The following is a 12,671-nucleotide window of genomic DNA, read 5'->3' on the forward strand; positions in this document are numbered from 1 at the left end:
GCTACCCCTTACTGCGCCTGCACGCGCAACTCTGCTGCGCTACGACTACGGTGACCCAGCAGTGCTTTTACATCACTGGACTTCGGTTTAACCAGCGCAAATTTAGTGGCGAAGGTTGACCAGTTCGCCAGAATCTCTTCACCACGCTGAGAGCCAGTATGCTGAACATGCTCGGTGATAAGACCACGCAGATGCTCTTCATGGATCGCCAGATCGTCAACGCTTAAGACCTCGACCAGTTCCGGGTTAACGCGTTTGCGGAAATCGCCGCTTTCATCGAGAACGTAAGCGAAGCCTCCGGTCATACCCGCGCCGAAATTCACGCCGGTTTTACCCAGAATACAGACAATACCGCCCGTCATATATTCACAGCCATTGTCGCCAATGCCTTCTACCACGGTGATAGCACCGGAGTTACGTACGCCGAAACGTTCACCCGCGCGGCCTGCGGCATACAGACGACCTCCGGTCGCGCCATACAGGCAGGTGTTGCCGATAATGCTTGCTTCATGGCTGCGGAAGGCTGAGCCAACCGGAGGGCGAATGGCGATTAAGCCGCCCGCCATGCCTTTACCGACATAGTCGTTGGCATCACCGGTCAGGTACAGTTCCACGCCGCCCGCGTTCCACACGCCGAAGCTCTGGCCTGCGGTGCCGTTGAAGTACGCCTTGATCGGATCGGCAGCCAGCCCCTGATCGCCGTGCGTCTGGGCGATATAGCCTGAAAGCGATGCGCCGACAGAACGGTCGGTGTTGCGGATATCGAACCAGAAGGTTTTGCTCTGGCGTTCATCGACAAACGGTTTTGCCTGTTGCAGCAACTGCGCGTTCAGTAGGCCGTTATCAAACGGCGGGTTGTTTTCGGTGCAGTAGAGTGCCTTACCTGCATGTGGCTCGGCAGTTTCCAGCAGCTTCGACAGCGCCAGTTTCTGCTGTTTGGCGGTGAAACCGTCCAGCTCTTTCAGCAGGTCGGTGCGACCAATCAGATCCACCAGACGCGTTACCCCCAGCTGTGCCATCAGCTCGCGGGTTTCACGTGCGATAAACTCAAAGTAATTCGTCACCTTGAACGGCAGGCCGTGATAGTGATTCTTACGCAGTTTGTCATCCTGAGTTGCAACACCCGTCGCGCAGTTGTTCAGATGGCAAATACGCAGATATTTACAGCCGAGCGCCACCATCGGGCCAGTGCCGAAGCCGAAGCTTTCTGCGCCGAGAATCGCCGCTTTGATGATATCAACGCCGGTTTTCAGGCCGCCATCAACCTGCAAACGGATCTTATGACGCAGACCATTGGCAACCAGCGCCTGTTGGGTTTCAACAAGCCCCAGCTCCCACGGACAGCCTGCGTATTTCACCGATGAAAGCGGACTTGCGCCGGTGCCGCCATCATAGCCTGCGATGGTGATTAAATCGGCATAAGCTTTCGCCACGCCAGTCGCGATGGTGCCTACTCCCGGTTCGGAAACCAGCTTCACGGAGATCATCGCTTTCGGGTTAACCTGCTTGAGGTCGAAAATAAGCTGCGCTAAGTCCTCGATAGAGTAGATATCATGGTGCGGCGGCGGGGAGATCAGCGTCACTCCGGGCACCGAATAGCGCAGTTTGGCGATGTAAGGCGTGACTTTATCGCCCGGTAACTGACCGCCTTCGCCCGGCTTCGCGCCCTGGGCGACTTTAATCTGAATGACGTCGGCATTGACCAGATACGCCGGAGTAACCCCAAAGCGACCGGAAGCCACCTGCTTGATGCGCGACACTTTGTTGGTGCCGTAGCGTGCCGGATCTTCGCCGCCTTCACCGGAGTTAGAGTTGCCGCCGATGCTGTTCATCGCTTCAGCCAGCGCCTCGTGGGCTTCCGGGCTTAACGCGCCGATAGACATCGCAGCGGTATCGAAGCGTTTAAACAGTTCGCTTGCCGGTTCAACATCAGCAATGTTGACCGCGTTTTCACCCGGCGTAATTGCCAGCAGATCGCGCAGCGTGGTTGCCGGACGCTCATTAACCAGCTTCGCGTATTCCTGATAGTCGCTGTACTCGCCGCTTTGTACCGCCTGTTGCAGCGTGCGCACCACGTCCGGGTTGTAGGCGTGGTATTCGCCGCCGTGCACATATTTCAGCAGGCCGCCCTGGCTGATGGGCTTACGCGCCAGCCAGGCACGTTTCGACAGATTCAGCAGATCCTGCTGGAAGTCTTCAAAGCTTGCCCCGCCAATGCGGCTGACCGCGCCCTGGAAGCACAGGCCTACGACATCATCGTGCAGACCGACCGCTTCAAACAGTTTCGAGCAGCGGTAAGAGGCGATGGTGGAGATGCCCATTTTGGACATGATTTTGTACAAGCCTTTGTTGATGCCGTTACGGTAGTTGAGCATCACGGTACGATAATCTTTGGCAATCGCGTGGGTGTCTACCAGGCGGCCCAGCGTTTCATAGGCAAGGTACGGATAAATAGCCGTCGCACCGAAGCCCAGCAACACGGCGAAATGGTGCGGATCGCGGGCGCTGGCGGTTTCGACGATGATGTTGGCATCGCAACGCAAGCTTTGATCGACCAGACGGGTCTGGATCGCGCCAACCGCCATCGGGGCTGGAACCGGCAGGCGATCTTTAGCGATATTCCTGTCGGAGAGCACCAGCAGCACAGTGCCGCTACGTACCATTTTTTCAGCTTTGTCGCACAGCTCTTTGACCGTCGCTTCGAGCGTGGTTTTGGTGACGTCAAAGGTGATATCCAGTGTATCTGCGCGGTAGTGCTCCTCTTTCATCGTCGTGAGCTGTTTGAAATCGGAGTAGAGCAGAATCGGCGATTTAAAACTTAAACGGTGCGCCTGGCCCTCTGCTTCACAGAAGACGTTCATTTCACGACCAATGCTGGTGGCGAGCGACATAACATGCGCTTCACGCAGCGGGTCGATTGGCGGGTTAGTCACCTGGGCAAACTGCTGGCGGAAGTAGTCGTAAATAATGCGCGGCTGACTGGAGAGCACGGCGAATGGGGTGTCGTCGCCCATCGAACCGACCGCTTCCTGACCGTTTTCGCCCAGTACGCGAATTACGGAGTCCAGCTCTTCCGCGCTGTAGTTAAACTGTTTCTGGTAACTGGCAAGTGTGTCGTCGTCCAGTTCGCGGCTACCTACTTCTTCATCGGGCAGGTCTTCAAACGGTACCAGTCGGCGGACGTTTTTCTCCATCCACTCTTTATATGGATGACGGCTTTTCAGATCGTCATCGGTTTCTGCCGAGTGCAGAATGCGCCCACTGCGGGTGTCGATAACCATCAGTTCGCCTGGCCCCACGCGGCCTTTTTCGACCACTTCGTCAGGCTGATAATCCCAGATACCAACTTCAGAGGCGCAGGTGATGAGCTTATCTTTGGTGATGACATAGCGTGCCGGACGCAGACCGTTACGGTCGAGGTTACAGGCGGCAAAACGACCGTCAGACATCACGATGCCCGCCGGGCCATCCCACGGCTCCATATGCATGGAGTTAAAGTCAAAGAAGGCACGCAGTTCCGGGTCCATATCCGGATTGTTCTGCCAGGCGGGTGGTACTAACAGACGCATGGCGCGGATGATATCCATCCCACCTGCCAGCAGCAGTTCCAGCATGTTATCCATGGAACTGGAGTCAGAGCCGGTTTCGTTGACGAACGGCGCGGCGTCGTGCAGGTCAGGGATCAGCGGCGTCTGGAATTTATAGGTACGTGCGCGCGCCCATTGGCGGTTACCGGTGATGGTGTTGATTTCACCGTTATGCGCCAGGTAGCGGAACGGCTGCGCCAGCGGCCAGCGCGGTACGGTGTTAGTGGAGAAGCGCTGGTGGAACAGGCAAATGGCCGATTCCAGACGCAGGTCCGCAAGATCCAGATAAAAGCGCGGCAGATCCGCCGGCATACACAGACCTTTATAAATATTGACCAGATTCGACAGGCTACAGACGTAGAAGTCTTTGTCGGCTTCGAGACGCTTTTCAATGCGGCGGCGGGCGATAAACAGACGGCGCTCCATATCGCGCGGACGCCAGCCTGCCGGGGCGTTCACAAAAATTTGCTCAATGCGTGGCAGAGAGGAGAGGGCGATTTCACCCAGCACGCCTTCGTTAGTGGGGACATCACGCCAGCCCACAATCGACAACGTTTCGCGTTGCAGCTCTTCTTCAACGATGCGGCGTGCGGCAGCAGCGAGTTCAGGATCTTTATTCAGGAAGAGCATCCCGACAGCGTAGTTTTTTGCTAAACGCCATCCGCGCTCCTGCGCAACGATGCGAAAAAAGCGATCCGGTTTTTGTAACAGCAAGCCGCAACCGTCACCGGTTTTACCATCGGCGAGAATCGCGCCACGGTGCTGCATGCGGGCCAGTGCGTGTATTGCAGTACGCACTACCTTGTGGCTAGGTTCGCCTTCTATGTGGGCGATCAGGCCGAAACCACAGTTATCCCTCTCAAGGGATTTATCGTACAACATATCGTGAACCTCCCCCAGGCTCTGCGGGAACCCCACTTCCGAACCGCTGCGCACGGGCACAGAAAGAGCGTGGCGACGGGGTTTGCGTGTCATACGCGCGCCTCGCATTCGCCCCCTTGTTGTCCTTTTCGCATCGGTTAATACGGTGAAGAGGGGATCTCAATTACTGCATAAATATGATGAGCAGGCTGCTCATCCAGAAAGCTTCCAGCGGATTTCCAACTTATCGGGAAAGCTGATACAGGTCAAATGGCAAGCTTATTGGTACAGAAATGTGCTTTAGCGCAAAATTCTTTATTAAATGGCTGAAATTAAAGTGGATTTTATCTTTAAGGCTAAAAGGGGAGTCGTTAGAGAAACAGTCAATTCCTGACTGTCATAAAGGCGTGTTAACCCTTATCCTGCCTTGAACTGACGAGAAAACCAGCATTTTATACTGCCTTAATTGGTAATGACGTTTCATGCTACTGTTTTTGCCTAAAATCCATAAGGAGATAAAAAAATCTGACACAAGATAAGCAAAAGTGATTTATGTGATTATGCATGAAATTTCGGTAATTTTGATTGATTATGCAGTTGATAAAAGCAGGCCGGGACGATTGATCCAGGTCATCGCCGAATTGAGCTAAAAATGGCAGGCTTTGGCCTCTTTTCAAGGCGCGGTCTATCAGATTATGCAGTTACAGAAATTAGTCAATATGTTTGGTGGTGATCTCACCCGTCGTTATGGGCAAAAGGTGCATAAGCTGACGCTGCACGGCGGTTTTAGCTGCCCTAACCGTGACGGTACCATCGGGCGTGGTGGCTGCACATTCTGTAATGTGGCCTCGTTTGCCGATGAAGCGCAGCAACATCGTTCCATTGCCGAACAACTGGCGCACCAGGCGAATTTAGTTAACCGCGCTAAACGCTATCTGGCCTACTTTCAGGCGTATACCAGCACCTTTGCGGAAGTTCAGGTGCTGCGTTCTATGTATCAGCAGGCGGTGAGCCAGGCCAATATTGTCGGTTTGTGTGTTGGTACCCGCCCGGACTGCGTGCCGGATGCGGTGCTGGATCTGCTTTGCGAATATAAGGACCAGGGTTACGAAGTGTGGCTGGAGCTGGGGCTACAAACCGCCAACGACAAAACGCTGCATCGCATCAATCGCGGTCATGATTTTGCCTGTTATCAGCGCACGACGCAGCTGGCGCGTGAGCGTGGGCTGAAGGTGTGTTCTCACTTAATTGTCGGCCTGCCTGGCGAAGGGCAGGCTGAATGTTTGCAAACGCTGGAGCGAGTGGTTGAAACTGGCGTGGACGGCATAAAGCTGCATCCGCTGCATATTGTGAAAGGCAGCATTATGGCGAAAGCCTGGGAAGCGGGGCGTTTGAACGGTATTGAACTGGAGGATTACACGCTCACTGCCGGAGAAATGATTCGCCATACGCCACCGGAAGTGATCTACCACCGCATTTCCGCCAGCGCCCGTCGCCCGACGCTGCTTGCTCCGCTGTGGTGCGAAAATCGATGGACGGGAATGGTCGAGCTGGATCGCTATCTGAATGAACATGGCGTACAGGGATCGGCGCTGGGACGTCCGTGGCTACCTCCAACGGAGTAGACCATTGAGGGGAATTCCGCATTTCTCACACAATTTATAACGTAACTGTCAGAATTGGGTATTATTGGGGCAGGTTGTCGTGAAGGAATTCCCTAATGAAGCAAATTCGTCTGCTGGCGCAGTATTATGTTGACCTGATGATGAAGTTAGGTCTGGTGCGCTTCTCAATGTTGCTGGCGCTGGCCCTCGTCGTTCTTGCCATTGTGGTACAAATGGCGGTAACCATGGTGCTGCATGGTCAGGTCGAAAGCATTGATGTTATTCGTTCTATCTTCTTTGGTTTGCTGATTACGCCGTGGGCGGTCTACTTTCTATCGGTGGTCGTCGAGCAACTGGAGGAGTCACGACAACGTCTGTCACGGCTGGTGCAAAAACTGGAGGAGATGCGCGAGCGCGATTTGAGCCTCAACGTTCAGTTAAAAGATAATATTGCCCAGCTAAATCAGGAAATCGCCGTTCGTGAAAAAGCGGAAGCAGAACTGCAGGAAACCTTCGGCCAACTGAAAATTGAAATTAAAGAGCGTGAAGAGACACAAATTCAGCTCGAACAGCAATCCTCATTCTTACGTTCCTTCCTTGATGCTTCACCCGACCTGGTTTTTTATCGTAACGAAGATAAAGAGTTTTCTGGCTGTAACCGCGCGATGGAGCTGCTGACCGGAAAAAGCGAAAAACAACTGGTTCACCTGAAACCTGCTGATGTTTACTCACCGGAAGCCGCCGCAAAAGTCATTGAAACCGATGAAAAAGTGTTCCGTCATAATGTGTCACTGACCTATGAACAGTGGCTGGATTACCCGGACGGGCGCAAAGCCTGCTTTGAAATCCGTAAAGTGCCGTACTACGACCGCGTGGGTAAACGTCACGGTTTGATGGGCTTTGGTCGCGACATTACCGAGCGTAAGCGGTATCAGGATGCGCTTGAACGGGCCAGCCGCGACAAAACGACGTTTATCTCCACCATCAGTCACGAATTGCGTACGCCGCTGAATGGTATCGTCGGCCTGAGCCGCATTCTGCTGGATACCGAACTCACCGCCGAGCAGGAAAAATATCTCAAAACCATCCATGTTTCGGCCGTCACGCTCGGGAATATCTTCAACGATATTATCGACATGGATAAGATGGAACGGCGTAAGGTCCAGCTTGATAATCAGCCGGTTGATTTCACCAGCTTCCTTGCCGATCTGGAAAATCTCTCCGCATTGCAGGCGCAACAAAAAGGATTGCGCTTTAATCTGGAGCCTACGCTGCCATTACCGCATCAGGTCATTACCGACGGGACGCGTTTACGGCAGATCCTGTGGAACCTCATCAGTAACGCCGTCAAATTCACCCAGCAAGGCCAGGTTACCGTGCGCGTGCGCTACGATGAAGGCGATATGCTGCATTTTGAAGTGGAAGACTCTGGTATCGGCATTCCGCAGGATGAGCTGGATAAAATCTTTGCCATGTATTACCAGGTGAAAGACAGTCATGGCGGTAAACCTGCCACCGGCACCGGTATTGGTCTGGCCGTTTCTCGTCGTCTGGCGAAAAATATGGGCGGCGATATTACGGTTACCAGCGAACAGGGCAAAGGTTCAACCTTTACGTTGACGATCCACGCACCGTCGGTGGCTGAAGAGGTCGATGATGCGTTTGATGAAGACGATATGCCTTTACCGGCGCTGAATGTGCTGCTGGTGGAAGACATTGAACTGAACGTGATTGTCGCGCGTTCTGTGCTGGAAAAATTAGGTAACAGCGTTGATGTCGCCATGACCGGCAAGGCGGCGCTGGAGATGTTTAAACCGGGCGAATACGACCTGGTATTGCTGGATATTCAGTTGCCAGATATGACCGGGCTGGATATCTCTCGTGAACTGACGAAGCGTTATCCGCGCGAGGATTTACCGCCGCTGGTGGCCTTAACCGCTAACGTGTTGAAAGACAAACAAGAGTACCTCAATGCTGGAATGGATGATGTGCTGAGTAAGCCGCTTTCTGTTCCGGTGCTAACCGCGATGATCAAGAAATTCTGGGATACCCAGGATGATGAGGAGAGTACGGTGACGACAGAAGAGAACAGTAAATCAGAAGCATTGCTCGATATTCCCATGCTGGAACAGTATCTCGAACTTGTAGGACCGAAGCTGATCACCGACGGGTTAGCGGTGTTTGAGAAGATGATGCCGGGCTATGTCAGCGTGCTGGAGTCGAATCTGACGGCGCAGGATAAAAAAGGCATTGTTGAGGAAGGACATAAAATTAAAGGTGCGGCGGGGTCAGTGGGGTTACGCCATCTGCAACAGCTGGGTCAGCAAATTCAGTCTCCTGACCTTCCCGCCTGGGAAGATAACGTCGGTGAATGGATTGAAGAGATGAAAGAAGAGTGGCGTCACGACGTAGAAGTACTGAAAGCGTGGGTGGCAAAAGCCACTAAAAAATGACCCCGGCTAGACCGGGGTGCGCGAATACTGCGCCAACACCAGGGAAATCTTGGCTGCGCCGTAAATTATTATGATGAGTTACAAGGGCACAGCACTGTTTTTCAGGCCGCACGCAGTTAAGATAGCAAAACTTAAATGATTTGTTACATGAATCAGTTAAATGTGTGATGCGTAGCATTTTTATTAAAAAAATTAATGTGTTTCAGTCAATTGCGAAAGGATGATCACAATGAAGAAAATTGGCGTAATTCTGAGCGGATGCGGCGTCTATGACGGTTCTGAAATTCATGAAGCGGTGTTGACGTTGTTAGCTATTTCACGCAGCGGTGCGCAGGCGGTCTGCTTTGCACCGGATAAGCAGCAGGTTGATGTTATCAACCATTTAACGGGCGAAGCGATGACGGAAACGCGCAATGTGCTGATTGAAGCGGCACGAATAACGCGCGGTGAAATCCGTCCTCTGGCCCAGGCCGATGCCGCTGAACTGGATGCGTTGATTGTGCCGGGGGGTTTTGGCGCGGCGAAGAATTTAAGCAATTTTGCCAGTCTTGGTAGCGAATGCACCGTTGACCGTGAATTAAAGGCGCTGGCACAAGCGATGCATCAGGCCGGAAAACCGCTTGGTTTTATGTGTATTGCCCCGGCGATGCTGCCGAAAATTTTCGATTTCCCGCTGCGTTTGACCATCGGTACTGATATCGATACCGCAGAAGTGCTGGAAGAGATGGGCGCGGAGCATGTGCCGTGTCCTGTCGATGATATCGTGGTTGATGAAGACAATAAGATTGTCACCACCCCGGCATATATGCTGGCGCAGAACATTGCAGAAGCGGCGAGCGGCATTGATAAGCTGGTTTCCCGCGTGCTGGTCCTGGCGGAATGAGTAAAAGCCGCTTAACGGTGTTTAGTTTCATTCGCCGTTTTCTTCTGCGGTTAATGGTTGTCCTCGCCGTTTTCTGGGGTGGGGGCATTGCGTTGTTTAGCGTTGCGCCTGTTCCTTTCTCTGCGGTAATGGTCGAGCGGCAAGTCAGCGCCTGGCTGCATGGCAATTTTCGTTACGTGGCACATTCTGACTGGGTCAACATGGATCAAATCTCGCCGTGGATGGGACTGGCGGTGATTGCCGCAGAAGATCAGAAGTTTCCTGAGCACTGGGGCTTTGATGTCACTTCCATTGAGCAAGCCCTGGCGCACAACGAACGCAATGAAAACCGTATTCGCGGTGCATCAACGATTTCTCAGCAGACGGCCAAAAATCTCTTTTTATGGGATGGGCGTAGCTGGGTTCGAAAAGGGCTGGAAGCCGGATTAACGCTGGGGATAGAAACGGTCTGGAGCAAAAAGCGTATCCTGACGGTTTACCTGAATATCGCCGAATTTGGCGACGGTGTGTTTGGCGTCGAAGCTGCGGCACAACGTTATTTCCACAAACCCGCGAGCAAGCTTACCCGGTCGGAAGCTGCATTACTGGCAGCTGTATTACCTAATCCACTTCGTTTCAAAGTCTCCGCGCCATCGGGCTACGTGCGTAGCCGTCAGGCGTGGATTTTACGGCAGATGTATCAGTTAGGCGGTGAGTCGTTTATGCAACAACACCAGCTGGATTAAGCTTCGCGCGAAGTGAGGGTCAGCGTTTTGCTTTCACGAGGTTGCAGATCTTTCTGCAGGGCAATAGTCAGCGCCGGTTGGGCGATAAATCGTTTCCATAACCGCTCTTGCTTACGCAGACAACACCACTTCGACCAGGTCGCCAGTGGAATCAATGTGCTTTCACCAATGTTGTCGCAGACGACGGGGATAACCTCTGACTCACTGATGCGGTGACAGAGGATATTCTGCGGCTTCAGCGACATCGTCACGATACGGTTATCCTGCAAATAACGCTTCAGCTGTTTCAGTAGCTGGCGCAGTTGTGCAATGTCTTCTTCGTAACGGCATTGTGCAGCAAATTCGGTCAGCGTAATGGAGGGTTTGCCGTCAAAATCTGCAATCACATCGTAGACATAACCGGTTCCGCAATCCGTCTCAACGGTACCGTGATAGCGCGGTATTCCACTCCAGTCTTTTAACCGGCGACCAAGATGCGCGTAGTACTTTAACTCACGGCGGATCTCTTTATCGCCACCATCGCCACGATGGTAGACAATCTTGATACAGCGTTGGGCATCTTCCGGATGCGCATAACATTTCCGATGTCTTCCGGTGCCCAGGGGACTTTGTTCAGATAAGCGAATCATGCCATCTCCTGGAAATATTTTCTGACGATCTCCAGTATGGTCGATTAACTTAAACGAAACCTAAACAATGCTTCTTAAGGTTTTCTTAATGTTCTTCTGAAAGTGAAAAGCGCACGAAATGTACAAATGACGTTGATTGAGAACGATTTCAGTACGCGCTTTTCTTATTGTCGGGGGAGCTTGAAGGGATTTGAATGTCAAAGTGATGAAGATTAATCTTCATCAAAACCAGAATTAAAGAGGGCGATAACGGCGGCCAGTGCTTCCTCTTCCTGTGGACCGGTCGCTTCAACTTCAATCTGCCGTCCTTTGGCAGAATCCAGCATCAGCAGTGCAATAACGCTGTTGGCTTCGGCCTCGGTACCTTCGTCATTACGTAACAGCACTTCTGCGTCAAAACCTTGCATTAATTCAAACAGCTTCATTGCAGGCCGGGCATGCATGCCCAGCTTGTTTGTGATTTCAACAGTTTGCTTGACGGTCATGGTTTACGTTTTTCCAGCGTACGATGGCGTGACTGGACGTTTTTACCGCGCGAGCGGAAGTAGTCTGCCAGTTGCTCTGCAATATACACCGAACGGTGCTTCCCGCCGGTACAACCAATGGCGACCGTCAAGTAGCTACGGTTGTTGGTTTCCAGCATAGGTAACCATAGCTCAAGATAGCTTCGCGTCTGGTAGATAAAATTGTGTACTTCTGTGTGGCGGTCGAGGAACGCGGCGACAGGTTTATCAAGACCTGTCATTGGACGCAGTTTCGGATCCCAGTGCGGGTTCGGCAAGAAGCGCACGTCAAAGACGTAATCTGCATCGATAGGGATACCGTGTTTGAAGCCGAAAGACTCAAAGACCATGGTCAGTTCGCGTTCACGTTTACCCAGCAGACGGGTACGCAGCATTTCAGCCAGCTCGTGAACGGACATTTCTGAGGTATCGACAATCAGATCCGCTCGCGAACGCAGAGGCTCCAGCAAATCGCTTTCTTTGTCGATAGCACTTTCCAGCGACAGGTTTTTGCTGGAAAGCGGATGCAGTCGGCGCGTGTCACTGTAACGACGAATTAAGGTATTACGGTCGGCATCCAGGAACAGTAGTTGCGGTGAGAAAGCGTCAGGCAGGTTACTCATCGCCTGTTCGAATATTTCTGGTGACTCCGGCATATTACGAACATCAATGCTGACGGCGGCAGAAATCTCGCGATCGGCCAGGGTTCGAGCCAGATCGGGTAACAACACTACGGGAAGGTTATCCACGCAGTAAAAACCCATATCTTCCAGCGCACGCAGGGCGACAGATTTACCTGAACCTGAACGTCCGCTGACGATCATCAGTACCATGTACTGTTTCTCCTCACAACGTCTAAAAGAGACATTACCGAATAACTACGCTTCATCCGGAGTACCTTCGGTATCCGTAATGATTTGATACAGCTCTTCATCGCTCTGGGCTGCGCGTAAACGGCGGCAGATGGTTTTGTCCGCCAGACGTTTCGCCACCAGCGACAGAGTATGCAGGTGCGTTTTAGTTTGGTCTGCCGGCACCAGCAGGGCAAAAAGTAAGTCCACCGGTTGGTTGTCGATGGCATCGAAAGCTATAGGCGTTTCGAGCTGAACGAAAACGCCAACGGCGCGCAGAGTATCTTCTTCCAGTTTGCCATGCGGAATGGCAATACCATTGCCGATACCGGTACTGCCCATTTTTTCCCGCGTCAGGATAGCTTCAAAAACCACCTGAGGCGGCAGACTAAGTTGTTTCGCCGCCAGCTCGCTGATGATTTCCAGGGCGCGTTTTTTGCTCTGACAGTGGACGCGGCTTCGCGTACATTCCCTGTTAAGAACACTGCTAAGCTGTAGAGTTGTATCATTATTTGTCATAATTTCACCTAAGAACCTGCCCACTCAAACAGTGGAACAGGCTCGGAGCATTAACC

9 protein-coding genes are annotated in these 12,671 nt (G+C 52.6%); 4 read left to right on the forward strand and 5 right to left on the reverse strand.

What is annotated here, in order from left to right:
• Positions 1-8: 8 nt before the first annotated feature.
• Positions 9-4,469 carry a glutamate synthase large subunit gene (gene gltB, locus ACJHWK_RS03950; protein WP_000965039.1) on the reverse strand — a complete coding sequence of 1,487 codons (4,461 nt, stop codon included), beginning with the start codon at positions 4,467-4,469 and terminating at the stop codon, positions 9-11.
• Between the two features lie 674 nt (positions 4,470-5,143).
• Here gltB and ACJHWK_RS03955 point away from each other — a divergent pair.
• From ACJHWK_RS03955 to mtgA, 4 genes are all read left to right on the forward strand, one after another.
• On the forward strand, positions 5,144-6,073 hold the full coding sequence (locus ACJHWK_RS03955; protein ID WP_001521402.1) for a TIGR01212 family radical SAM protein: 930 nt from the start codon (positions 5,144-5,146) through the stop codon (positions 6,071-6,073).
• A gap of 95 nt (positions 6,074-6,168) precedes the next feature.
• Positions 6,169-8,505, forward strand: a complete 2,337-nt coding sequence (gene arcB / locus ACJHWK_RS03960) for an aerobic respiration two-component sensor histidine kinase ArcB (protein ID WP_020233286.1) — start codon at positions 6,169-6,171, stop codon at positions 8,503-8,505.
• A 229-nt stretch (positions 8,506-8,734) separates the two neighbouring features.
• Positions 8,735-9,388 (forward strand): isoprenoid biosynthesis glyoxalase ElbB, encoded by a 654-nt coding sequence (gene elbB, locus ACJHWK_RS03965; RefSeq protein ID WP_001300411.1) that lies wholly within the window; start codon positions 8,735-8,737, stop codon positions 9,386-9,388.
• Positions 9,385-10,113: a monofunctional biosynthetic peptidoglycan transglycosylase gene (gene mtgA / locus ACJHWK_RS03970; RefSeq protein ID WP_020233285.1), complete on the forward strand. Its 729-nt coding sequence runs from the start codon at positions 9,385-9,387 to the stop codon at positions 10,111-10,113. The genes elbB and mtgA overlap by 4 nt, the downstream gene beginning before the upstream one ends.
• Here the strand turns inward: mtgA and yrbL are convergent.
• From yrbL to ptsN, 4 genes are all read right to left on the reverse strand, one after another.
• Complete coding sequence (gene yrbL, locus ACJHWK_RS03975) at positions 10,110-10,742, reverse strand: PhoP regulatory network protein YrbL (RefSeq protein ID WP_000620396.1); 633 nt, start codon at positions 10,740-10,742, stop codon at positions 10,110-10,112. The two genes, mtgA and yrbL, sit on opposite strands and share 4 nt — an antisense overlap.
• 212 nt (positions 10,743-10,954) lie before the next feature.
• Positions 10,955-11,227, reverse strand: coding sequence for a PTS phosphocarrier protein NPr (gene npr, locus ACJHWK_RS03980; protein ID WP_000216791.1), 273 nt, complete (start codon positions 11,225-11,227; stop codon positions 10,955-10,957).
• Positions 11,224-12,078 carry an RNase adapter RapZ gene (gene rapZ, locus ACJHWK_RS03985; RefSeq protein ID WP_000243741.1) on the reverse strand — a complete coding sequence of 285 codons (855 nt, stop codon included), beginning with the start codon at positions 12,076-12,078 and terminating at the stop codon, positions 11,224-11,226. Before rapZ ends, npr begins: the two co-directional genes overlap by 4 nt.
• A 45-nt stretch (positions 12,079-12,123) precedes the next feature.
• On the reverse strand, positions 12,124-12,615 hold the full coding sequence (ptsN, locus tag ACJHWK_RS03990) for a PTS IIA-like nitrogen regulatory protein PtsN (RefSeq protein ID WP_000183676.1): 492 nt from the start codon (positions 12,613-12,615) through the stop codon (positions 12,124-12,126).
• Between the last annotated feature and the right edge of the window lie 56 nt (positions 12,616-12,671).

It is taken from the genome of Escherichia sp. WS547 (genome assembly GCF_046486065.1).
Classification (GTDB): Bacteria; Pseudomonadota; Gammaproteobacteria; order Enterobacterales; family Enterobacteriaceae; genus Escherichia; species Escherichia coli.

Bases quoted from the DNA above. Each gene is read 5' to 3' on its own strand.
- gltB (WP_000965039.1), bottom strand. From the start codon at position 4,469: ATGTTGTACGATAAATCCCTTGAGAGGGATAACTGTGGTTTCGGCCTG.
- ACJHWK_RS03955 (WP_001521402.1), top strand. From the start codon at position 5,144: ATGCAGTTACAGAAATTAGTCAATATGTTTGGTGGTGATCTCACCCGT.
- arcB (WP_020233286.1), top strand. From the start codon at position 6,169: ATGAAGCAAATTCGTCTGCTGGCGCAGTATTATGTTGACCTGATGATG.
- elbB (WP_001300411.1), top strand. From the start codon at position 8,735: ATGAAGAAAATTGGCGTAATTCTGAGCGGATGCGGCGTCTATGACGGT.
- mtgA (WP_020233285.1), top strand. From the start codon at position 9,385: ATGAGTAAAAGCCGCTTAACGGTGTTTAGTTTCATTCGCCGTTTTCTT.
- yrbL (WP_000620396.1), bottom strand. From the start codon at position 10,742: ATGATTCGCTTATCTGAACAAAGTCCCCTGGGCACCGGAAGACATCGG.
- npr (WP_000216791.1), bottom strand. From the start codon at position 11,227: ATGACCGTCAAGCAAACTGTTGAAATCACAAACAAGCTGGGCATGCAT.
- rapZ (WP_000243741.1), bottom strand. From the start codon at position 12,078: ATGGTACTGATGATCGTCAGCGGACGTTCAGGTTCAGGTAAATCTGTC.
- ptsN (WP_000183676.1), bottom strand. From the start codon at position 12,615: ATGACAAATAATGATACAACTCTACAGCTTAGCAGTGTTCTTAACAGG.